Origin of the sequence: Pantoea sp. Ap-967 (genome assembly GCF_011752565.1) — a bacterium.
GTDB lineage: Bacteria > Pseudomonadota > Gammaproteobacteria > Pseudomonadales > Pseudomonadaceae > Aquipseudomonas.
On record NZ_VWXK01000036.1, the window covers coordinates 38,676 to 60,938 of the forward strand.

General features: G+C 64.9%; 23 protein-coding genes and 1 pseudogene. 12 read left to right on the forward strand and 12 right to left on the reverse strand.

Going from position 1 to position 22,263, the window contains the following annotated elements; all coding sequences use genetic code 11:
- Positions 1 to 4: 4 nt before the first annotated feature.
- From F3J45_RS25905 to F3J45_RS25935, 7 genes and pseudogenes are all read right to left on the reverse strand, one after another.
- A complete protein-coding gene (locus tag F3J45_RS25905; protein ID WP_167069845.1) occupies positions 5 to 679 on the reverse strand; it encodes an urease accessory protein UreF in 675 nt (224 codons plus the stop codon).
- Positions 679 to 1,223 (reverse strand): annotated as a pseudogene (locus F3J45_RS30640) (HupE/UreJ family protein). The gene F3J45_RS25905 and the pseudogene F3J45_RS30640 overlap by 1 nt, the downstream one beginning before the upstream one ends.
- A 23-nt stretch (positions 1,224 to 1,246) precedes the next feature.
- A complete protein-coding gene (gene ureE / locus F3J45_RS25915) occupies positions 1,247 to 1,747 on the reverse strand; it encodes an urease accessory protein UreE (RefSeq protein WP_167069847.1) in 501 nt (166 codons plus the stop codon).
- Positions 1,748 to 1,757: 10 nt separating this feature from the next.
- Positions 1,758 to 3,461 carry an urease subunit alpha gene (ureC, locus tag F3J45_RS25920; RefSeq protein ID WP_167069849.1) on the reverse strand — a complete coding sequence of 568 codons (1,704 nt, stop codon included), beginning with the start codon at positions 3,459 to 3,461 and terminating at the stop codon, positions 1,758 to 1,760.
- Positions 3,458 to 3,775 carry an urease subunit beta gene (locus F3J45_RS25925; protein WP_167069851.1) on the reverse strand — a complete coding sequence of 106 codons (318 nt, stop codon included), beginning with the start codon at positions 3,773 to 3,775 and terminating at the stop codon, positions 3,458 to 3,460. The genes ureC and F3J45_RS25925 overlap by 4 nt, the downstream gene beginning before the upstream one ends.
- A gap of 19 nt (positions 3,776 to 3,794) precedes the next feature.
- Positions 3,795 to 4,097 (reverse strand): urease subunit gamma, encoded by a 303-nt coding sequence (locus F3J45_RS25930; protein ID WP_167069853.1) that lies wholly within the window; start codon positions 4,095 to 4,097, stop codon positions 3,795 to 3,797.
- Positions 4,098 to 4,106: 9 nt separating this feature from the next.
- A complete protein-coding gene (locus F3J45_RS25935; RefSeq protein ID WP_167069855.1) occupies positions 4,107 to 4,940 on the reverse strand; it encodes an urease accessory protein UreD in 834 nt (277 codons plus the stop codon).
- 273 nt (positions 4,941 to 5,213) lie between these two features.
- Here F3J45_RS25935 and F3J45_RS25940 point away from each other — a divergent pair, with 273 nt between their 5' ends.
- From F3J45_RS25940 to F3J45_RS25960, 5 genes are all read left to right on the forward strand, one after another.
- Positions 5,214 to 5,591, forward strand: a complete 378-nt coding sequence (locus tag F3J45_RS25940; RefSeq protein ID WP_167069857.1) for a glyoxalase superfamily protein — start codon at positions 5,214 to 5,216, stop codon at positions 5,589 to 5,591.
- Positions 5,588 to 5,953 (forward strand): hypothetical protein, encoded by a 366-nt coding sequence (locus tag F3J45_RS25945; protein ID WP_167069859.1) that lies wholly within the window; start codon positions 5,588 to 5,590, stop codon positions 5,951 to 5,953. The genes F3J45_RS25940 and F3J45_RS25945 overlap by 4 nt, the downstream gene beginning before the upstream one ends.
- Positions 5,954 to 6,102: 149 nt before the next feature.
- A complete protein-coding gene (locus tag F3J45_RS25950; protein ID WP_167069862.1) occupies positions 6,103 to 7,122 on the forward strand; it encodes a branched-chain amino acid aminotransferase in 1,020 nt (339 codons plus the stop codon).
- 145 nt (positions 7,123 to 7,267) lie between these two features.
- Positions 7,268 to 7,948 carry a response regulator transcription factor gene (locus tag F3J45_RS25955; protein ID WP_167069864.1) on the forward strand — a complete coding sequence of 227 codons (681 nt, stop codon included), beginning with the start codon at positions 7,268 to 7,270 and terminating at the stop codon, positions 7,946 to 7,948.
- Positions 7,926 to 9,317, forward strand: a complete 1,392-nt coding sequence (locus F3J45_RS25960) for a HAMP domain-containing sensor histidine kinase (RefSeq protein ID WP_167069866.1) — start codon at positions 7,926 to 7,928, stop codon at positions 9,315 to 9,317. Before F3J45_RS25955 ends, F3J45_RS25960 begins: the two co-directional genes overlap by 23 nt.
- A 104-nt stretch (positions 9,318 to 9,421) precedes the next feature.
- On the opposite strand, the gene cysS is transcribed toward F3J45_RS25960, so the two are convergent.
- Both cysS and F3J45_RS25970 read right to left on the reverse strand, forming a co-directional pair.
- Entirely contained in the window at positions 9,422 to 10,804 is a 1,383-nt protein-coding gene (gene cysS / locus F3J45_RS25965; protein WP_167069868.1) for a cysteine--tRNA ligase, read from the reverse strand.
- Positions 10,805 to 10,813: 9 nt separating this feature from the next.
- Positions 10,814 to 12,517: a glutamine--tRNA ligase/YqeY domain fusion protein gene (locus tag F3J45_RS25970; RefSeq protein ID WP_167069870.1), complete on the reverse strand. Its 1,704-nt coding sequence runs from the start codon at positions 12,515 to 12,517 to the stop codon at positions 10,814 to 10,816.
- A gap of 248 nt (positions 12,518 to 12,765) precedes the next feature.
- Between F3J45_RS25970 and F3J45_RS25975 the strand changes: the two genes are divergently transcribed.
- Positions 12,766 to 13,266, forward strand: a complete 501-nt coding sequence (locus tag F3J45_RS25975) for a peptidylprolyl isomerase (RefSeq protein ID WP_167069872.1) — start codon at positions 12,766 to 12,768, stop codon at positions 13,264 to 13,266.
- Complete coding sequence (gene lpxH / locus F3J45_RS25980; RefSeq protein ID WP_167069874.1) at positions 13,263 to 13,985, forward strand: UDP-2,3-diacylglucosamine diphosphatase; 723 nt, start codon at positions 13,263 to 13,265, stop codon at positions 13,983 to 13,985. The genes F3J45_RS25975 and lpxH overlap by 4 nt, the downstream gene beginning before the upstream one ends.
- A gap of 108 nt (positions 13,986 to 14,093) precedes the next feature.
- Here the strand turns inward: lpxH and F3J45_RS25985 are convergent, their stop codons facing one another.
- A complete protein-coding gene (locus F3J45_RS25985; RefSeq protein WP_205300683.1) occupies positions 14,094 to 16,403 on the reverse strand; it encodes an acylase in 2,310 nt (769 codons plus the stop codon).
- Positions 16,404 to 16,606: 203 nt separating this feature from the next.
- Here F3J45_RS25985 and F3J45_RS25990 point away from each other — a divergent pair, with 203 nt between their 5' ends.
- Complete coding sequence (locus F3J45_RS25990) at positions 16,607 to 16,960, forward strand: fe2+ zn2+ uptake regulation protein (protein ID WP_167069878.1); 354 nt, start codon at positions 16,607 to 16,609, stop codon at positions 16,958 to 16,960.
- Positions 16,961 to 16,996: 36 nt separating this feature from the next.
- Here the strand turns inward: F3J45_RS25990 and F3J45_RS25995 are convergent, their stop codons facing one another.
- On the reverse strand, positions 16,997 to 17,185 hold the full coding sequence (locus F3J45_RS25995) for a hypothetical protein (RefSeq protein WP_167069880.1): 189 nt from the start codon (positions 17,183 to 17,185) through the stop codon (positions 16,997 to 16,999).
- A 365-nt stretch (positions 17,186 to 17,550) separates the two neighbouring features.
- On the opposite strand from F3J45_RS25995, the gene F3J45_RS26000 reads away from it, so the two are divergent.
- From F3J45_RS26000 to F3J45_RS26015, 4 genes are all read left to right on the forward strand, one after another.
- Positions 17,551 to 17,919: a Mor transcription activator family protein gene (locus F3J45_RS26000; protein ID WP_167069882.1), complete on the forward strand. Its 369-nt coding sequence runs from the start codon at positions 17,551 to 17,553 to the stop codon at positions 17,917 to 17,919.
- A gap of 145 nt (positions 17,920 to 18,064) precedes the next feature.
- Complete coding sequence (locus tag F3J45_RS26005) at positions 18,065 to 18,574, forward strand: sigma-70 family RNA polymerase sigma factor (RefSeq protein WP_167069884.1); 510 nt, start codon at positions 18,065 to 18,067, stop codon at positions 18,572 to 18,574.
- Positions 18,571 to 19,533: a FecR domain-containing protein gene (locus F3J45_RS26010; RefSeq protein WP_167069886.1), complete on the forward strand. Its 963-nt coding sequence runs from the start codon at positions 18,571 to 18,573 to the stop codon at positions 19,531 to 19,533. Before F3J45_RS26005 ends, F3J45_RS26010 begins: the two co-directional genes overlap by 4 nt.
- Positions 19,534 to 19,654: 121 nt before the next feature.
- Positions 19,655 to 22,078 carry a TonB-dependent receptor gene (locus F3J45_RS26015; protein WP_167069888.1) on the forward strand — a complete coding sequence of 808 codons (2,424 nt, stop codon included), beginning with the start codon at positions 19,655 to 19,657 and terminating at the stop codon, positions 22,076 to 22,078.
- 90 nt (positions 22,079 to 22,168) lie between these two features.
- Here F3J45_RS26015 and F3J45_RS26020 read toward each other — a convergent pair.
- Positions 22,169 to 22,263 (reverse strand): IS3 family transposase (locus F3J45_RS26020; protein WP_167061942.1); only part of this gene is annotated, 95 nt, incomplete at its 5' end.

Consider the following 22,263-nt stretch of genomic DNA (forward strand, 5'->3'; position numbering starts at 1 on the left):
GTCCTCAGGAACGGAACAAACGGGTGTATTGGGTTTCGTGACGGGAAGACGCAATGGCCAGCAGCGGCAGGCCACCGCCCAGTTGCTCATCGCCCAGTGCCAGGGCGTGATCGAGCGCACCGGGCAGCTCAGCCGACAGGTCGCGCAGCAGGGTTTGCGCTGCCTGCTGGCCGAACGGCACCAGCTTGACCCCGGCCATGACCGCACCTTCCAGCCAGGCGAAGGCCACGCCCAGGGCCAATTGGCGCAGCGGAATCTGCCAGTGCACGGCAAGCCAGGCCATGCCGCCCAGCTGGCTGAGCTCCAGGCTTGCGCGCCAGGCGGGCTCCTGGCCCAGCTGCCAGCCGTCGAGCAGGCGCGCCAGGGCCGAGCCGCGCTGCTGTTCTTCCAGGCGCAGCTCGGCGGTTTCCCGGTTGGCCAACAGGAAGCGGCTCCAGCGCGCGAACGCCGGCGCATCGCCCGCCTCGCAGGCGCGGTACAGGCGCGCCAGCAGCGGCCAGTCCAGGCAGGCCAGAGTGTCGTGCAACTGCTCGCGCTGCCAGGCGCTGAAGCTGGCGGTGTCACGCACCCAGCCAGCCTCCACCGCCCACTCCAGGCCCTGGGAGTAGGTAAAGCCCCCTACCGGCAAGCCGGGGCTGGCCAGTTGCAGCAGGCGCAGCAGCGCCAGGTCGCTGTTCATCAACCGGCCAGCACCAGCGCGGCGCCGGCCAGCATGCCGCCGCCAAAGGCCTTCTGCAGGCCGCTGTGGCGGCGCAGCAGGCAACCGACGGCGAAACCGACTGCCAGCAGCAGGCCGCTGACCGTGACGAAGCCTGCGCTGAACATCCAGAACGCACTTGGGGTGGCTTCAACGCCATGGGCCCAGCCGTGGAACAAGGCGAACACGGCATCGCCAGGGCCAGCAGCAGCTGGCGGCTGGGCAGCAACACGGCGGCAGCGGCCACCAGTACCGACACGGCGATCATGCTTTCCATGCCCAGCACGTCACCGAACAGGTGGCCGCACACGGCGCCGGCGAACATCGCGGCCAGGGTGGCCAGCGGCAAGGCCAGGTTGCGCCGGGTCAGTGCGGCGAGCACGCCGGTGCCGAGCAGCATCAGCAGGTGATCCAGGCCAGTCAGCGGGTGCAACAGGCCGTCCTGCAGGGGGTTGCCGTCATGCCCGGGGTGGGCGAAGGCAGGCAGTGCGACCATCAGCAGGGCCAGGGCGAAAATCTTTTTCATTGCAGGTTCCTTGGTTGAGGGGTTCAGGAAGGCAGGCGCACGAACGGGTGGTCGTGGCCGTGGCTATGGCTATGGCTGCCGTGGCCGTGGCTGTGCGGCGCGCTCTGGTAGGCACCGGCTTCCGGCTCGAACGGCGCCTGTTCGGTTTCTACCACCAGGCCCAGGCCACGCAGCATGTCGTCGAGCACATGGTCATGCTGGTAACGCAACAGGCCAGGGTCGATCTGCAGCGGCACATGGCGGTTGCCCAGGTGGTAGGCGGCGCGGGCCAGCAGGTGCGGGTCGTCGCAGCGCACGGTCGACACCGTTTCAGCGGCAGCCAGCACCCGCACCACCTGCTCGCCGCTGGCATCGGCAAGCAGTTCGCCGCCACGCAGCAGGTGGCCACGCTCCAGCATCAGGCCAGCGTCGCGGCCATCGTCAAGGGTCACCCGCAGGCGGCTCTTGATGCGGCTGTCGACATCCAGGGTGACGGTTGCAGTGACCGTGTCGGCGGCGCCGATGCGGCGGGTCAGGACAATCATCTTCACTCCTTCAGAACAGGAAATAACGCTGGGCCAGCGGCAGTTCGCTGGCCGGTTCGCACACCAGCAACTCACCGTCGGCACGCACCTGGTAGGTTTGCGAGTCGACTTCGATCACCGGCTGCAAGGTGTTGTGAACCATGTCGGCCTTGCGCACCCGGCGGCAGCCATGGGCCACGCCGATCAGGCTCTGCAGCCCCAGCTCCTGGTGCAGGCCACGGTCCATGGCGGCCTGGGGCAGGAATGTCATGCGCGTGGCATGGCGGGCAGCGCCCAGGGCACCGAACATCGGCCGGTAGTGCACCGGCTGCGGCGTCGGGATGGAGCCGTTGATGTCGCCCATGGGCGCGGTGGCGATCATCCCGCCCTTGATCACCAGGGCCGGCTTGACCGCGAAGAACACTGGCGACCACAGCACCATGTCGGCCAGCTTGCCCACTTCCAGCGAGCCGACTTCATGGGCGATGCCGTGGGTCAGGGCGGGGTTGAGGGTGTACTTGGCGATGTAGCGCTTGACCCGGAAGTTGTCGCTGTAGCCGGTGTCCGGTGCCAACGGGCCACGGCGCAGTTTCATCTGGTGCGCCACCTGCCAGGTGCGCAGCACCACCTCGCCGACCCGGCCCATGGCCTGGGAATCGGACGAGGTCATGGCGAAGGCCCCCATGTCGTGGAGGATGTCTTCGGCGGCGATGGTTTCACGGCGGATGCGCGACTCGGCGAAGGCCACGTCCTCGGCGATGCTCGGGTCCAGGTGGTGGCAGACCATGAGCATGTCCAGGTGCTCGTCGACGGTGTTGACCGTATACGGCAGGGTCGGGTTGGTGGAGGATGGCAGCACGTTGGCCTGCCCGGCCGCGCGGATGATGTCCGGCGCATGGCCACCGCCGGCACCCTCGGTGTGGAAGGTATGGATGGTGCGGTCGCCGATGGCGGCCAGGGTGTCTTCGATGCAACCCGACTCGTTGAGCGTGTCGGTGTGGATCGCCACCTGGATGTCCATTTCCTCGGCCACGCCCAGGCAGCAGTCGATGGCCGCCGGGGTCGAGCCCCAGTCTTCGTGCAGTTTCAGGCCCACCGCGCCGGCGGCGATCTGCTCGCGCAGGGCCTCCGGGCGCGAGGCGTTGCCCTTGCCCAGCAGGCCGATGTTGATCGGCAGGCAGTCGGCGGCCTGGAGCATGCGCGCCAGGTACCAGGGCCCTGGGGTGCAGGTGGTGGCGTTGGTACCGGTGGCAGGGCCGGTGCCGCCGCCAATGAAGGTGGTAACGCCGCTGGTCAGCGCCTCTTCGACCTGCTGCGGGCAGATGAAGTGGATGTGTGAGTCGATACCGCCTGCGGTCACGATCTTGCCTTCGGCGGCGATCACCTCGGTGCCGGGGCCCACCGGCACGGTCACGCCCGGCTGCACGTCGGGGTTGCCGGCCTTGCCGATGGCGGCGATGCGCCCGTGCTTGACGCCAATATCGGCCTTGACGATGCCCCAGTGGTCGATGATCAGGGCGTTGGTCAGCACCAGGTCCATGGCCTCGGCGCTGAGCATCTGGCCCTGGCCCATGCCGTCGCGAATGACCTTGCCACCGCCGAACTTCACCTCTTCGCCATAAATGGTGAAGTCTTTCTCCACCTCCACCCACAGCGCAGTGTCAGCCAGGCGCACGCGGTCGCCGACGGTAGGGCCGAACATGTCGGCGTAGGCCTGACGGGAAATACGGCTCATGCCCTGCCCTCCAGCGCGCCCATCACCTTGCCCTGGAAGCCGTGCACTTCGCGCTTGCCGGCGTAGGCCACCAGCTGCACGGTACGCGACTGGCCCGGTTCGAAGCGCACGGCGGTGCCGGCCGGGATATCCAGGCGAAAGCCGCGGGTGGGCGCGCGCTCGAACACCAGCGCATCGTTGACTTCATAGAAGTGGTAGTGCGAACCGACCTGCACCGGCCGGTCGCCATGGTTGGCCACGCTGACGCTGACCGTGTCGCGGCCGGCGTTGAGTTCGATGTCGCCGGCGGCGACCTGGATTTCACCTGGAATCATGCTGGGCTCCTGCGCCAGGTCAGACGATGGGGTCGTGCACGGTCACCAGCTTGGTGCCGTCGGGAAAGGTGGCCTCGACCTGCACGTCATGCAGCATCTCGGCGACGCCCTCCATGACCTGCTCACGGCCCAGTACCTCGCGGCCCAGGCTCATCAGCTCGGCCACCGTGCGCCCATCCCGGGCGCCTTCGAGCACCGCGGCACTGATCAGTGCCACGGCCTCCGGGTAGTTGAGCTTCAGGCCACGGGCCAGGCGCCGTTCTGCCAACAAGGCGGCAGTGAACAGCAGCAGTTTGTCTTTCTCTCTTGGGGTCAGCTCCATTGCGCTCTCTCAAGTGGCCCAGATGCGCGGCGGGCACGCTGGCAGGCCGAGAACGGCCGGCCGCAATACGTGCCAGAGGCGCTGCAGGGTGTGTTGCAGGTGTTGGTTGTCGTGGTCGAGCAGGCGAATCACCAGCAGCGTGCCAAGCAAGGTGGCGCCGGCGGGGGTAGCGAGTTCGTCGAGCAAGGTGCGCACCTGCTCAAGCACGGCCGGGCTTGCCGGGGCTGCGCAGAATGTGGCGACCAGGGGGTGCTCGCCGACCTTGGCCAAGTGCCCGCCTTCGATGCGCAGGCGCTCGTGCAGGCCGGGTTCGCCTGGCAGTTCGATGCACAGGCGGCTGTCCAGCGCGCCACGCTCGAAACGCTCGTTCATCACTGGGCGGCCCAGGCACAAGGTTTCCCAGGCCAGCAGCTTGGCCCCGGGTTCGAGGGTGAAGCGGCTGTCGAGGCTGGCGCGGGCGCCATTGAAGAAGATGCTGTCCTGGGGCAACCATTCCAGTGTGCTACCGGCTTGCAGGTGAAAATGCTGGGCCAGCCGCGCAGTCGGCCCGATGCTGCGGTAGAACTTGCTGGCACCGGGCATGGTGAGCAAGGCGTGGCTGCCGGGTTCAAGGTGGATATCCAGCTCCAGGCGGTCCCCGGCGACGATACCGCCGGGTGGGTGCAGCACATAAACGTGGCACGGCGCCCCTTCCGGATAGAACGGGCGCTGCACCAAAAGCGGGCCGAAATGGCGGCGCGCACCAAGGCGGGTCACACCGCTGCGCAAGACGAAGCGCAATTGCAGGTGCGCGCTCCAGCCCGCCGCCTGTTCCGATGGTTCGATCTGCTCCGCGAGCGACATCCTGCGGCCCCTTGATTTCCGTGGCCTTGCGGCCGTTTAGAGGGCCAGCCTGGGCGCTGTTGGAGCACTGGCAGACTGACCACTCGATCAAATTTCGCTGGCTGGATATAGCAGGTTGCGGGCCAACTACGCAGGTGAACGCACATGAAACTTTCAGGGCGATGGCTCTGGCATGGGGCATTCAGCGTGGCCGTGCCCATTGCCGGAGCAGCGCTTGGCCCCGTATCGGTGCTGCGCTAAAGTCTGTGTTTTGCCCTCGGCCAAGGAATCGCCATGCCTCTCGCCCCCGCCATCCCGGTTCTGCGCATTTTCTCCGTCGACAAGGCCAAGGAGTTCTACCTGGACTTCCTGGGCTTTGAGCTTGACTGGGAACACCGTTTCAGCCCGGACCTGCCGCTGTACGCGCAGATTCACCGCGACGGCCTGATCCTGCACCTGAGCGAACACCACGGCGACGCCTGCCCTGGCGCCACGGTGTTCGCCCGCACCGACGACCTGCGGGCACTGGAGCGCGAGCTGCTGGCCAAGCAGTACGGCTACGCCCGGCCCCAGGCCGAGCGGGTTGATTGGGGCCTGGAGATGCTGGTGCGCGACCCATTCGGCAACCTGATGCGCTTCTGCCAGCAGATCGACGACGAGGCTGCCCAGTGAAAGCCCTGAACAAACGCGAGCTGGCGCGCCTGGAGCGTGAGCTGGTCGTGTGCCTGACCGAGGCCTGTGAAACCGCCAAGGCCGAGATTGTGGGGTTTTCCTGGTTGACCCATCGGCTGGTGCCCGACGATTTCCCGTCCAGCCTGCGCATCACCTGGGTGTTCGAGCGCGAGGCGCAAAAGGCGGCGGCCGTGGCCGGCACTGCCAAGGCGCGCATGCTGGCGCTGACGGGCCGAGCGCTCGATGAGGCGGGGGTGAAGCTGGACCATGTGGGCTGGCATGTGCGTTTCGACAGTGAAGAGGCCTGCGCGCGCAGCCATGGGGGGGATTGGAACAGGCGGCTTGCGAGCGCCCACCGCTAGAGGCGCTGAAAACCTCCCGCCCTGCACCCACCATTGCGGCCAATTCGTGACTGGCCGTTCCCGAGCCGCGAGGTTTGTATTATCGTGGCGTGGTGCGCATATAACAGCAGCCCGAGCGATCGGGCACTTGCAAGACAATCGAGGGTGTCATGAGTAACGAAAGCATTAACTGGGACAAGCTGGGTTTCGACTACATCAAGACCGACAAGCGCTACCTGTCCGTATGGCGCAATGGTGAGTGGGACAACGGCACCCTGACCGAAGACAACGTGCTGCACATCAGTGAAGGCTCCACTGCCCTGCACTATGGCCAGCAGTGCTTCGAAGGCCTCAAGGCCTACCGTTGCAAGGACGGCTCGATCAACCTGTTCCGCCCAGACCAGAACGCCGCCCGCATGCAGCGCAGCTGCGCGCGCTTGCTGATGCCGCAGGTGCCCACCGATGTGTTCATCGAAGCGTGCAAGCAAGTGGTCAAGGCCAACGAGAAATTCGTGCCGCCGCACGGCAAGGGCGCCCTCTACCTGCGCCCGTTCGTCATCGGCACCGGCGACAACATTGGCGTGCGCACCGCCCCCGAGTTCATCTTCTCGGTATTCGCCATCCCGGTTGGCTCCTACTTCAAGGGCGGCATGAAGCCGCACAACTTCCAGATTTCCAGCTTCGACCGCGCCGCCCCACAAGGCACCGGCGCGGCCAAGGTCGGTGGCAACTACGCCGCCAGCCTGCAGCCAGGCGCTGAAGCCAAGAAGGCCAGCTTCGCCGACGCCATCTACCTCGACCCACTGACCCACACCAAGATCGAGGAAGTCGGTTCGGCCAACTTCTTCGGCATTACCGCCAACAACGAGTTCGTGACCCCGAAATCGGCTTCGGTACTGCCGGGCATCACCCGCCTGTCGCTGATGGAACTGGCGCAATCGCGCCTGGGCCTGACCGTGATCGAAGGCGATGTCGAAATCAACAAGCTCGACCGCTTCATCGAAGCCGGCGCCTGCGGCACCGCTGCCGTCATCACCCCAATCGGCGGCATCGAGTACAACGGCAAGCTGCACGTGTTCCACGACCTGGAAAAAGTCGGCCCTGTGACCCAGAAGCTCTACAACGAGCTGACCGGCATCCAGAGCGGTGACGTCGAAGCGCCTGCCGGCTGGATCGTCAAGGTCGCCTGAGGCCTGCAGCCGCTACAACAACGGGGCATGCCAGCCATGGCATGCCCCGTTTTCGTTTTGACGTTTTGTAGATGAATTTTTCTTAAATCGCCGTTTGGCTATTCTTTGGCACAATCAAATCTCTTTTAGACGCCCAGGAACGAGCATGCCACGCGTACTGACCATCGAAGACGACGCCGTCACCGGCCAGGAAATCGTCGCCGAACTCTCCAGCCACGGCCTGGATGTGGAATGGGCCGACAACGGCCGCGAGGGCTTGGCCAAGGCCATCGCCGGCGGTTACGACCTGATCACCCTGGACCGCATGCTGCCCGAGGTCGATGGCCTGACGATCGTGACCACCCTGCGCAACCTCAAGATCACCACGCCGATCCTGATGATCAGCGCCCTGTCCGACGTCGACGAGCGGGTGCGTGGCCTGCGTGCCGGCGGTGACGACTACCTGACCAAGCCGTTCGCCTCCGATGAAATGGCCGCCCGGGTCGAAGTGCTGCTGCGCCGCAACAGCGTGCCGATGACCCAGACGCGCCTGCAGGTCGCCGACCTGCAACTGGACCTGATCAGCCATGAAGCCCGCCGTGGCGAGCAAACCCTCAACCTGCTGCCCACCGAATACAAGCTGCTGGAGTACCTGATGCGCCACAGCGGCCAGGTAATCACGCGGATGATGATTTTCGAGGAAGTCTGGGGCTACCACTTCGACCCCGGTACCAACCTGATCGACGTGCACATTGGCCGCCTGCGCAAGAAAATCGATTCGCCTGGCCAGTCGCCGCTGATCCGTACGGTACGGGGCTCAGGCTATGCCATTGCTGAACCCGTCTAAGGGCTGGAGTTCGTCCACCAGCCGCCTGCTGGCGCTGTACAGCTTCCTGTTCGTGGCCTGGAGCAGCATCCTCATGGGGGTGCTGTACTTCGAGGTGTCCAGCTACCTGAACAAGCTCACCCGCCACTCCATGCTGCAACGCCAGCACCTGTTCGCGCACATGACCGGCAAACAGCTGGACGACGCCTTGCTGGCCAGCCAGGCCTTCGAGGAACGTGCCTTCGATGCCTACGGCCTGTTCGACGCGCAGTTCAACCCGGTGGGCGGACGCATTCGCGCGATACCGCCGGACCTCGGCCTGGACGGCAAGGTTCACGAACTCAAGCGTTGCCTGGACGCCGATGACCCGCACATGCCCCGCGACAGCTGCGATGCGGTGGCGATCAAGGTGCAGGATGGCCGCTGGCTGGTGCTGTTCCGCGACAACGGCTCGCTGTTCGTGGTCACCCGCATCATCCTGCATGCCTTGCTGTGGGGCATCTCGTTGACGCTGATTCCGGGGTTTGCCGGTTGGTACTGGCTACGCCGACGCCCGCTCAAGCGCATCCGCGCGATCCAGGCCCAGGCCGAGCTGATCGTCGCCGGCGACCTCACCCACCGCCTGCCGCTGTCGGCCCGGCGTGACGAGCTGGACATGCTGGCCGACATCGTCAATGCCATGCTCGACCGCATCGAGCGGCTGATGCACGAGGTCAAGGGCGTGTGCGACAACATTGCCCACGACCTGCGCACACCGCTGACCCGGTTGCGGGCGCAGCTGTACCGCATTCGCCAGCACAGCAACGTCGACGCGGCCCAGGCCGAGGCACTGGACCAGGCCATTGGTGAAACCGACACGCTGATGGCACGCTTTCGTGGCCTGCTGCGCATCAGTGAGCTGGAAGACCGCCAGCGCCGCGCCGGCTTCGTGCAGCTCGACCCGCACGAGCTGCTGGTGGAACTGCACGACTTCTACCTGCCGCTGGCCGAGGACGGCGGTATTCGCCTGAACCTGCAGCAACCTGAGCAATTGCCGCCCTTGCACGGCGACCGTGAGCTGCTGTTCGAGGCGCTGGCGAACCTGGTAGGCAACGGCATCAAGTTCACCCCCGAAGGTGGCCGGGTGGCGATCAGGGCGAGCCAGGATGAGACCGGTGTGCATATCGCCATCGAAGACAGCGGGCCGGGGATTCCCGAGCAGGAACGGGCTGCGGTGTTGAAGCGCTTCTACCGCAGTGATGAAGGGCACCGGCATTCCGGTTTCGGGCTGGGGTTGTCGATCGTTGCGGCGATCGTCGACCTGCATGGGTTCGGGCTGGAGATTGGTGAAAGCGAGCTGGGTGGGGCGAAGCTGGTGTTGCACTGCCCGCTTGCCGGGCTGGCCAAGTGAACCTGAGCGCCGCCTAGGCGGCGCCATCGCGAGCTGCGCTCGCTCCTACGGGGCCAGCGCAAGGCCCGTAGGAGCGAGCGTAGCTCGCGATGGCATCACGCCGATCAGTCGGCCAGGCGCCAGGTGGTCGTGCCCTTGCTGTCTTCCAGCACCACGCCCATGGCCGTCAACTGGTCACGGATACGGTCGGATTCGGCCCAGTTCTTCTCCGTACGCGCCGCCAGGCGCGCCTGGATCAAACCTTCCACTTCAGCAGCGTCAACCTTGCCTTCGGCACCGGCACGCAGGAAGTCATCGGCCTCCAGTTGCAGCACACCCAGCACATCGCCCAGCTCGCGCAGGCGACCGGCAAGGCCGGCAGCTGCAGCCGGGTCGCTGTCACGCAGGCGGTTGATTTCGCGCACCAGGTCGAACAGCACGGCGCAGGCTTCGGGGGTGCCGAAGTCGTCATTCATGGCCACGCTGAAGCGCTCGACGAACGCCTCGCCACCCTGGGCGGCCACCCGCGGCAAGCCGCGCAGTGCGTGGTAGAAACGCTCCAGGGCGCCCTTGGCGTCGCGCAGGCTGTCTTCGGAGTAGTTGATCGCGCTGCGGTAGTGGCTGGCCACCAGCAGGTAACGCACCACTTCCGGGTGATACTTGTCGAGCACGTCACGGATGGTGAAGAAGTTGTTCAGCGACTTCGACATCTTCTCGCCGTTGATGCGGATCATGCCGCAGTGCATCCAGGCGTTGGCGTACTGCTTGCCGGTGGCCGCCTCGCTCTGGGCGATCTCGTTCTCGTGGTGCGGGAACTCCAGGTCGCTGCCGCCACCGTGGATGTCGAAGCTTTCGCCCAGGCAGCAGGTGGACATCACCGAGCACTCGATGTGCCAGCCCGGACGGCCCGGGCCCCACGGCGAATCCCAGTACGGCTCGCCCGGCTTCACGCCCTTCCACAGCACGAAGTCGAGCGGGTCTTGCTTGGCTTCGTCCACCTCGATGCGGGCACCGATGCGCAGGTCTTCGATCTTCTTGCGCGACAGCTTGCCGTAGCCGACGAACTTGCCCACCCGGTAGTACACATCGCCGTTACCCGGCGCGTAGGCGTAGCCTTTGTCGATCAGGGTCTGGATCATCGCGTGCATGCCGGCGATATGGTCGGTGGCACGCGGTTCCAGGTCCGGCTTGAGGATGTTCAGGCGGCGCTCGTCTTCGTGCATCGCCTCGATCATGCGTGCGGTCAGGGCGTCGAATGCCTCGCCGTTCTCGTTGGCACGGTTGATGATCTTGTCGTCGATGTCGGTGATGTTGCGCACGTAGGTCAGGTCGTAGCCGCTTTTACGCAGCCAGCGCGTCACCAGGTCGAACGCCACCATGCTGCGGCCATGGCCAAGGTGGCAGTAGTCGTACACGGTCATGCCGCACACGTACATGCGCACCTTGTTGCCATCGAGCGGCTTGAAGGTTTCCTTGGTCTTGCTCAGCGTGTTGTAGATGGTAAGCACGGTGGTTCCTTAGCTGCCCCAGGAGTCACGCAGGGTGACGGTGCGGTTGAACACCGGGCGGCCCGGCTGGCTGTCCTTGAGGTCGGCGCAGAAGTAGCCTTCGCGCTCGAACTGGAAGCGGTCCTCTGGCTGCGCCTGGCCCAGCGATGGCTCGGCACGGCAGCCGCTCAGCACCTGCAGGGAGTCGGGGTTGATGTTGTCCAGGAAGCTGCCGCCGTCCTCGGTTTTCTCCGGGTTGGCGGAGCGGAACAGGCGGTCGTACAGGCGCACTTCGCACTCGATGCTGCCTTCGGCCGGCACCCAGTGGATCACGCCCTTGACCTTGCGGCCTTCGGGGTTCTTGCCCAGGGTGTCCGGGTCGTAGGAGCAGCGCAGCTCGACGATGTTGCCGTCGGCGTCCTTGATCGCCTCGTCGGCGCGGATCACGTAGCTGCCGCGCAGGCGCACTTCACCGGCCGGTTCCAGGCGCTTGTAGCCCTTGGGCGGCGCTTCCATGAAGTCGTCACGGTCGATGTACAGCTCGCGGGCGAACGGCAGCACGCGCACGCCCATGTCTTCCTTCGGGTGGCGCGGCAGTTCAAGCTGCTCGACCTGGCCTTCAGGGTAGTTGGTGATGACTACCTTGAGCGGGCGCAGCACGCACATGGCGCGTGGCGCGGTGCGGTCGAGGTCGTCACGGATGCTGAATTCGAGCATCGACATGTCGACCACGCCATCGGAGCGGTTGGTGCCGACCATTTCGCAGAAATTGCGGATCGAGGCCGGGGTGTAGCCACGACGGCGGAAGCCCGACAGGGTGGACATGCGCGGGTCATCCCAGGCGCTGACGTGCTTTTCGTCCACCAGCTGCTTGAGCTTGCGCTTGGAGGTGATGGTGTAGTTCAGGTTCAGGCGGCTGAACTCGTACTGGCGCGGGCGTGCCGGCACCGGCAGGTTGTCGAGGAACCAGTCGTACAGCGGGCGGTGGCCTTCGAATTCGAGGGTGCAGATCGAATGGGTGATGCCCTCGATGGCGTCCGACTGGCCGTGGGTGAAGTCGTAGTTGGGGTAGATGCACCACTTGTCACCGGTCTGGTGGTGGTGGGCGTGGCGAATGCGGTACAGGATCGGGTCGCGCAGGTTCATGTTCGGCGAAGCCATGTCGATCTTGGCACGCAGCACGCGCTCGCCGTCCTTGAACTCGCCGGCCTTCATGCGCGCGAACAGGTCGAGGTTTTCCTCGACGCTGCGCTCGCGGAACGGGCTGTTCTTGCCCGCTTCGGTCAGGCTGCCGCGGTATTCCTTGGCCTGCTCGGGGGTGAGGTCGCAGACATAGGCCTTGCCACGCTTGATCAGCTCAACGGCCCAGTCGTGCAGCTGGTCGAAGTAGTTGGAGGCATAGCGCACTTCGCCGGCCCATTCGAAGCCCAGCCACTTGACGTCGCTTTGGATGGCGTCGATGTACTCCTGGTCTTCCTTGGCCGGGTTGGTGTCGTCGAAACGCAGGTGGCAGACGCCGCCGAACTCCTTGGCCAGGCCGAAGTTCACACAGATCGACTTGGCGTGGCCGATGTGCAGGTAGCCATTGGGCTCCGGCGGGAAGCGAGTGACGATGGCGCTGTGTTTGCCGGCGTCCAGGTCGGCCTGGATGATCGGCCGCAGGAAATTCGCAGGGACGGCGGGAGCGCCTTTGGCGGCGGCGTTGGGCGCGTTGTCGGCAGTGGGCTTGCTCATAGGATCCTTGAATGCACGTATCCGGCCTGGGTAGGCCGATTGAATCAAAGGGCCTATCATAGCCGAAGCAGTCAAGCTGCTGACAGCCGGGCACCGACAAACTGGCGCGATTTATCGCGATCCGTGCAAAATGATCGCCCTGCGCGATGAACCACGAACATGTGTCGCGGTTGCCCGATCCTGCGTCAGGTGACTAAACGCGCACTGCGCAGCCTATTCCTGTATGCCTTGAAAGAGCGAATTTCAGCATGTCCAAAGTCAAACTGAGCACCAACCACGGCGACATCGTCCTGCAACTGGACGCGGAAAAAGCGCCGCTGACCACCGAGAACTTCGTTCAGTACGTCAAGGACGGCCACTACGACGGCACCGTGTTCCACCGCGTGATCAAGGGTTTCATGATCCAGGGCGGCGGTTTCGAAGCCGGCATGAACCAGAAGAAAACCCGCGCCAGCATCCAGAACGAAGCTGACAACGGCCTGAAGAACACCAAGTACAGCATTGCCATGGCCCGCACCATGGAGCCGCACTCCGCTTCGGCGCAGTTCTTCATCAACGCCTCCGACAACGACTTCCTCAACCACAGCGGCAAGAACGTGCAGGGCTGGGGCTACGCCGTGTTCGGCGAAGTGACCGAAGGCCGTGAAATCGTCGACGCCATCGAAAAAGTCGCCACCGGCTCCAAGGCTGGCCACCAGGACGTACCGAAAGAGGACGTGGTGATCGAGAAAGCCGAGATCATTGAGTGATCCTGCTGATCTCCGATCTGCATTTGCAAGAAGAACGCCCGGATATTACCCGGGCGTTTCTTGATCTGCTCGACGGCCGCGCCCGTCACGCCAAGGCGCTGTATATCCTCGGTGATTTCTTCGAGGCGTGGATCGGCGACGATGCCATGACCGCGTTCCAGCAGTCGATCTGCCAGGCCTTGCGCCAGCTGAGCGACAGCGGTACGGCCATCTACCTGATGCACGGCAACCGTGATTTCCTGATTGGCCAGGCCTTCTGCAAGGCGGCTGGCTGCACCCTGCTGGCCGACCCGAGCGTGATCGAGCTGGGCGGTGAGCAGGTGTTGCTGATGCACGGCGACACCCTGTGTACCCGCGATGTGGGCTACATGAAGTTACGCCGCTACCTGCGCAACCCGCTGACGCTGTGGGTGCTGCGCCACCTGCCGCTGGCCAGCCGGCAGAAGCTGGCGCGCAAGCTGCGCAGTGAAAGCCGTGTGCAAACACGCATGAAGGCTACCGAAATCGTCGACGTTACCCCGGAGGAAGTGCCGAAGGTGATGGCGGCGCATGGCGTGCGCACCCTGGTGCATGGCCATACCCACCGGCCGGCGATTCACAAGCTGGTGGTTGACGGTGAGCCGGCGCGGCGCATCGTGCTGGGGGACTGGGACCGGCGCGGCTGGACCCTGCAAGTCGATGGCCAGGGCTTTGCCCTGGAGCCGTTCGAGTTTTCCTGAAAAGACCTCGTCAGCCTTAATTCGCGGGGCAAGCCCGCTCCTACAGGGGAATGCAATCGCCTGTAGGAGCGGGCTTGCCCCGCGAAAAGGCCCAACCAGGCCAGCGCCTCAAGGCTGGCTGGCCACTGCCCCCTTGTCGCGTTCGCTGATCACATACTGCCGGTACTCAGGGTCTGCCTTGATCTGCGCTTCGGTGAACGGTATCGGCGCCAGGCGCTTGGCCGAAAACGCCTTGGTCTGATCACTGAAATGCGCCGAACCGGCCTCACTGGACTGGGAAAATGCCAGCAACCCGCGCGCTTGCGGCCCTTGGTCGGTGAAGCTCACCAATTGCAGGTAGCTGGTGCCGCTGACCACCAGGCGCTTGCCCGGCCCATGGGGCACGCTGTAGATCGCATTGTAGATACCCAACCCCTGCGGCCCACCCGGCACCGGCGTGCCATCGGCGGCTTGCTGAATCTGCCCCCACTGGCTGCCCTGCTCTACCCCGGCCTTGGCCACCTGCTGCAAGGACGCCAGCGCTGCCTCGCGCACCAACTTGCGCACGGCGGCCTGCTCCACGGCCAGGCCACGCGGGGTGTGCTGCGGGTCCTGCGGGTTGAAGGCCACGCGCCAGCCTTCAGGGTGTTCAGCCAGCGCCCGGACAATGTTCTCGAAGTGCACCAGGCCAATGCCACTGTTCAGGTCAGCCTTGCCATTCCAGGCTGCCAGGCTGGAACACACGGCCTGCAGGTCCGCTTCGGCGCCCTTGCACCATTGCAGCAGGTCCGGCAGCACCAGGCTTGCAAGGTACACATCGTCGTCCAGCACCATGTTCTGCAGGTCGTCGACACCGAGCTTGGCGTTACCCTGCAGGCGCTCCAGCGCATAGCGCCCGCGCATGCCCAGCGGCTGGTCGTTGCGGCTGACCAGGGGCGAATAACCGGTCAGCGGCTGGGCCGGGTTGGACATCCAGGCCGGGTCGTTGGAGTTCTGCACGAAGTCCTGGCGCGCCAGGCTCGGCAGCAGGTGTGCGGGGAAGATGCCCGGTTGCGCGGCCTGCGGGTCGACCTTCCACTGGCAGGCGCTGCGCGAACCATCGAGCACCACCAGCGGCCCTTGTGCCGCCGGGTTGCTGCACTGGCTGAGCAGTTGCTGGTCGACGTATGGCACCACCGACTGGTTCAGGTACAGCGCCTGGCCCGCTGCATCCACCGCCAGGGTGTTGACCCACGGAATCCCTTGCAATTGCTCGACCGAGCCTTTCAGCGCCGCCAGGCTGTCGGCGCGGTTGATGCGGTACCACTGCTGCAGCACACGGGTGTTGCCCAGGTTGGCGTCACGCAGGCTGAAGGCGGCCTGGGCATTCCAGTCCAGGCGGCCGGGCCATACCACTACCGGCCCGTAGCTTGAGCTGTACACCTGGCGCTGCACCTGGCTGAGGGTGCCGTCCTCGGCCTTGACCGTGACACTCACCGCCTGGCGCTCAAGCGGCAGCGATTGGCCGTCCTGCAGGTAACGGGTCGGGTCCTTGGGGTCCAGTTGCAAGCGGTACAGGGTGAAGTGCTTGGAGGTATCGACCGTGTGGGTCCAGGCCAGGTGCTGGTTGAAGCCGATATTGATCATCGGCAAGCCAGGCAAGGCCGCGCCCATGACATCCAGTTGCCCTGGAATGGTTAGCTGCATCTGGTAGAAACGCATGCCGCCCAGCCACGGGAAATGCGGGTTGGCCAGCAGCAGGCCGCGCCCGTTGGCCGAACGCTCTGCCCCCACCGCCACGGCATTGCTGCCGCGCTCGGAGGCGAAACGCTGCTGCTGCGAAAGCGCTACGTCAAATGCCGGCAGCCCCTGCTGGGCGGTCGCCTGCGGGGGTTGTGCGGCCACCAGCGCCTCGGCGAACTGGCCCAGGCCACCTTCGGCCAGCAAACGGCGGGTCAGCTTGACCAAGTCCTGGCTGGTGATCGGTCGCAACCACTGGCCATCGCCACACTCGCCCGGCAAGCCCTGGCTACGGCGTTCGGCCAGGGCGCGGTTGAAGCCACTGGCATAGCCGTCCAACAGGTCACGCACCTGGGCCGGCTGGGCCTGCAGGAACGCCTCCACCGCGGCATCGGTATTGAGCCAGGTGAAGAACAGGTCGCTGGTCAGGTTGTCACGTTGCTCGAGGGTTTTGCCCTGGGCGCCGAAATAGCGCGAACGCTGGCCACTGACCGTCAGCACTTCGTTGGCCAGCAGGCACAGGTTGTCCTGGCCATAGGCGTAGCCGATGCCGTAACCGAGGCCTCGCTCGTCCTTGGCGACGATATGAGGCACGCCGAAGCTGGTACGGCGGATCTGCGCGCTGGCATCGCCAGCGCTGTCCTGCGCATGCGTGGCGAAGCTGGTGGCGGCCAGCGCCGCCGCCAGGGCGACGCGGGTCATGGGACGCGAAATGGGCAACACAGGCATTCCTCAGCGTGGGGGTTCATCCCCAACAAACGAATGGCCAGATGAAAATTTTACGCAGCGCGTGGCAGTGGGCCGTCTTGTCAGAACCTGCGGTAAATATTTTTTTGCACAAAAGCTGCAGATTTGCCGCGCTCATTCGTCCTACTCAGTGAGGCACCCAGTTTTCGGGACAGTCCACGAAAAGGAGCATTCACATGTACCACCCGCATTCCTCGCTGCAGGCTGAGCGTGCCCCGGTCAACGGGGTGGACGAGCGTGTCGGCAACGAGCAGATACGCGAGCTGCTGCGTGCCTATGGGCTGCGTACCAGCCTGATTCGCCTGAAAGTGATCGATGCCCTGCATGCCGCCGACCGCAACGGGCGCAGCATCGGTGTACGTGGCGTACACGCCCAGCTCGAACAGCTGGACATACCGCTGTCGTTCCTCAGCGTGCGCGAAGTGCTCAAGCGGCTGTGCGCCGAAGGTGTGATCAGCCTGGGCAGCGACAAGTGCTACAGCCTGGAGCCCCAGGCCCGCGCGGTGCTTGAACAACCCGCACCGCGCTGAGCGCATGGCCGGCCAGCCCAGGCCGGCCGGCACGGTTCACTGCTTGACCTTGCGCCGCAGCACGCCGTTGATCACCACCACGACCACCGCGATGATGATGGCGAGGATCTGGAAGGTCTGCTCACTGATCGTACCCTGCTTGGCCAAGTGCGACAGGCCGAACATGAGGCCCAGCATCACCAGGATGATCAGAAGTGAGTATTTGAGACGCTGCATGTGTGTCATCGAAAATTCCTTGCAACTGTGGGGCATAAGGCTCGCAACGAGCTGGCGCCATCATACAACGCACACCACCCACGGGGTTGCTTTTCCTCTTCGAGGGTATGCACACCCTGACCGAACATGGAAACCGAGACTTAGGAAATTCGCGCCCTCCACGCCTACCCCACTGCCAAAGTCCTACACGCGGCGCTACCGCAATCTTCAAGACATGCTCACAGAGGCTACAAATAACAGGCTCATTGACGCCTAGCGACAGCCTTCCTCGCTCACCGAAAATTCAGCCATGCCAGCCACATGAGCCAGTGGTATGTGCCGATCCGGTTCATGGGCTTTCACAGCATCACGCCCTTTTTCGCGAGGAAGCCACTATGCAACTCCCTGACCTCAACTCGATCGACATCACTCAGCTGCCGCACTCGCTCCAGGCCCTGATCGAATGCGTCGGCATTGAACATGCCTACCACCTGACCTGCATATACGGCGGCAGGCCCAAGTACATCCCCAAACACCGTGAACGCACCAAGCTTGCCGATACCCTTCCTGGCGAAGCGCTGGATGCATTGATCAAGCGCTTTGCCGGCGTGGCCCTGGAAATCCCCAAGGCGGATCATTTCCTGCGCCAGTTGCGCAATTTGCAGATCCAGAAAGAAAGCGCAGACGGCCTGTCACGCAGCCTGCTGGCCGACAAATACGGGCTCAGCCTGCGCCAGATCGGCAATATCCGCCGGCTGGCCTGACCGTGGTACCAGGTGCAGGCGCCGCCGGGCGCCTCTGCCCTGCCCCGCGGCTGCTCGCCGAACGGCAATGAACATCGCCTTGAATCTGTGACGGCCAGATGATTAAAATGCGATCAATTCTTAATTACACCCTACCCAGACCACCATGCCGCCCGCCGACCCAACCCTTACCCTGCAGGTCCAGACGCTGTACGCCGAGCACAATGGCTGGCTGCAGGGCTGGCTGCTGCGCAAGCTGGGCAATACCTGCGATGCCGCCGACCTTGCACATGACACCTTCGTGCGCCTGTTGGGCCGCCAGGCAGCCAACGGTTTTGGCAGCGAACCCCGCGCCCTGCTCACGCACATTGCCAAAGGGCTGCTGGTGGACCGTTGGCGGCGTCAGGATGTCGAGCGGGCCTACCTTGAAGCCATTGCCCACTTGCCAGCACCGGAGGTGCCCTCGCCGGAAACCCGCTGGCTGATCCTGGAAAGCCTCTGCCGCATCGATGCCATGCTGCGGGAAATGCCGGCACGGGTACGCCAGGTGTTCTTGCTGTCCCAACTCGATGGCCTCACTTACCCGCAAATTGCCGACCAGTTGCAGGTAGCGTTGATCACCGTCAAACGCGACATGCGCAGCGCCTTCCTTGCCTGTTTGAGCCTTGACCTGTGAGCCCACGCATCGACCCGGCCATTCTTGGCGAGGCCGCCGACTGGCTGGTGCAATTGCAATCGGGCAGCGCCACCGAAGACGACCACCGCGCCGTCCAGGCCTGGTGCCAGCGCAGCAGCGAGCATGCCATGGCCTGGCAGCGCGCCGAATCCATCCTGGGCGACCTGGGCCGCTTGCCCGCGCCTGTCAGTGGGGAAACCCTGCGCAGGCTCAGCCGCAATGGCGCGCTCAGCCGGCGCCAGGCCATGCAGCGCCTGGGCTTGCTCCTGCTGGCGGCCCCTGCGGCGTGGTTAAGCGTGCGTGAAATGCCCTGGCAGCAGTGGACGGCCGATGCGCGCACGGCGGTTGGTGAACAGCGCCCGCTGGCCTTGGCTGATGGCAGCCAGGTGCTGCTCAATACCCACAGCGCCCTGAACATACGCTTCGACGCCGAGCAACGGCGCCTCGACTTGCTGGCCGGCGAAATTCTCGTCAGCAGCGCCACCGACCCTGCCACACCGGCGCGGCCATTTCTGGTGCGCACGCTGCATGGCCAGGTGCGGGCACTTGGGGCGCGCTTCAGCGTGCGCGTGGATGGCCCACTGACCCGGGTTGCCGTGCTCACTGGCGCCGTCGATGCCCAGCCCCTGCATGGGGGCGGCCAACAGGTGCAGGCCGGCGAGCGCACGGCCTTCGACAGCGTGCGGGTGCAGCCGGCCCACGCCCTGGATGCCGGCGACCTGGCCTGGGAGCACGGCATGCTGATGGCTCGTGACATGCGCCTGGCCGACCTGCTGCAGGAGCTGGACCGCTATCGCCCTGGCGTGTTGCGCTGCCACCCGGGTGTGCGTGAGCTCAGGGTTTCCGGCGCATTTCCATTGACCGACAGCGATGCCAGCCTGCGCCTGCTCGCAGATACCTTGCCAGTGGTGGTTCGCGGCATGAGCCGCTATTGGGTGACGGTTGAACCGCACGCCTGAGGGCGTTGCCTACCAAGGCCTGCGATCGTTCCTGGAACAATCTGCGCAACCTCATGATACTTTTTCCTGCGTCGTCCGGTGATGAGTGCAGAACCCCTATTCTGCACAACAGGACCACCGCATGATGCCCCGCTTTCGCTTCAAGGCCCTGACCCTGGCCATGGCCATCGGCACCCTCGCCCCGGCCCCGGCGCTGATGGCCGCAGACGCCACCGCCAGCAACAGCCCACGGACCTACAACATCGGCGCAGGCCCCCTGGCCGATGTGCTGGCGCGTTTCGCCGCCAGCGCAGGCGTGCCGCTGTCGTTCGACCCGGCCATGCTCAAAGGCCAGCAAAGCCCGGGCCTGCAAGGCAGTTACGACGTGGCCGGTGGCTTCGCCCAACTGCTCGGCGGCAGCGGCTTCAGCCTGATCGCCACCGACAGCGGCGGCTACACCCTGGCCCCGACCGTGGAACTGGGCAACGCCCTGGAACTGGGTGCGACCACCATCAACAGCAACCTGGCCGCCAACAGCGATGCCTGGCAAGGTGGCCAGGTGGCCCGCAGCGCCCGGCTCGGCGTGCTGGGCGACCAGGCCATCAATGATGTGCCATTCAGCGTAACCAGCTTCACCGCCAAAACCATTGCCGACCAGCAGGCGCGCACCCTGGGCGATGTCCTGCTGAACGACGCCGCGGTACGCCAGTCGGCAGGTTTTGGCAACTTCTCGCAGGTATTCACCATCCGCGGCCTGCCGCTGAACACCGATGACATCAGCTACAACGGCCTGTACGGCGTGCTGCCGCGGCAGATCGTCACCACCGAGGCGCTGGAGCGGGTTGAAGTGTTCAAGGGCTCCAATGCCTTCCTCAATGGCGTTGCACCCCAGGGCAGCGGGATTGGCGGTGCGGTGAACCTGGTGCCCAAGCGCGCCGAGGACACCCCCACCCGCCACGTCACCCTGGACTACGCCACCGGCGCCAACATCGGCGGCCACCTGGACCTGGGCAAGCGTTTTGGCGAAGACAACCGCTTCGGCGCGCGCATCAACCTCGCCCAGCATAATGGCGGCACCGGCGTGCACGACGAGGCGCAGCATTCCACCCTGGTGGCCGTGGCCCTGGACTACCGTGGCGAACGCCTGCGCCTGTCTACCGACCTGGGCTACCAGAAAGAGCGCATCAACGGCGGCCGCGCGGTGATCTACCCCACCGGCAGCAAGGTGCCACGTGCCCCATCGGCGCGCGACAACTACTCCCAGCCCTGGACCTGGTCGCAACTGGAAGACACCTACGGCATGCTCAATGCCGAGTACGACTTGAACGACAACTGGACCCTGTACGCGGGCGCAGGGGCCAAGCATACCCGCGAGAACGGCGAGTACTCGTCGCTGTACGTCAGTGACGACAACGGCACGGCGCGCGGCGGCTACCTCTACCCGCCGCACGATGAAGACAACAAGAGTGCCATGGCCGGCATCAACGGCCATTTCGCCACCGGGCCGGTCAGCCACCGGGTCAACTTCGGCCTCTCGGGCCTGTGGGGCGAGCAGCGCTCGGCCTATGCCGCGGTAACCTCGGCCAACCGCTACGACACCAACCTGTACCACCCGGTAACGGTATCGCGGCCCACCAACACCTACACCGGCAGCGACCTGCACGACCCGCGCATCGTGGGCAAGAACCGGGTCAAGAGCGCGGCGGTTTCCGACACCCTGGGCTTTTTCGATGACCGCGTGCTGCTGACCGTGGGCGTGCGCAAGCAGTCGATCGGCGTTGACGGCTGGCTCACGGCAACTGGCGTGCGCAACGCCAACTACGACGAATCGGTGACCACCCCGGTGTATGGCCTGGTGCTCAAGCCGTGGGAGCATGTGTCGTTCTACGCCAACCGCATCGAAGGCCTGGCCCAGGGCCCCACCGCACCGTCCAGCGTCAGCAACGCCAATGAGGTGTTCCCGCCCAAGCGCAGCAAGCAGGTCGAGGCCGGCGTCAAGCTCGACTGGAACAGCTTCGGCGCAACCCTGGGCGTGTACCGCATCGAGCAGCCCAACAGCACTACCTTCCGTGTACCCGGCGCCGACAAGGACACCTTCAGCATGGATGGCGAGCAGGTCAACAAGGGGGTGGAACTGAACCTGTTCGGCGAGCCAGTGGACGGCCTGCGCCTGCTGACCGGCGCGGTGTTCATGCACACCGAGCTGCACAACACCGCCGGCGGCAGCAATGACGGCAACCGCGCGCCTGGCGTGCCACGCTTCCAGTTCAACTTCGGTGCCGACTGGGACGTACCCGGCCTGCCCGGCGCGGCCCTCAACGCCCGGTTGCTGCGCACCGGCGGGCAGTACGTCAATGCCACCAACAGCCTGAACATCCCGGCCTGGACCCGGGTCGACCTTGGCGGGCGCTACAGCTTCAAGGTGGATGACAAGCAAGTGACCTTGCGGGCCAATGTCGAGAACGTGGCGAACAAGGCGTACTGGGCGTCGGCATCGACCTCGAACAACTACCTCACCCAAGGTACGCCACGCCTGTTGCGCGTGTCTGCCAGTGTGGATTTCTGATCGTGGATAAGCGCCGCTTGCGGCGCTTTCGCGAGCGTTGCTCGCTCCTACAGGGGATTGAACTGCGCCCCAAATGTTAGACGGTCGAAGCTAGGCTACCTCAGCCTGAGTCCTGTAAGCCACAGGACTCAGGCCATTGAGCTTCATTTTGATTCGTTCGTGGTTGTAGTAATGGATGTACTCGG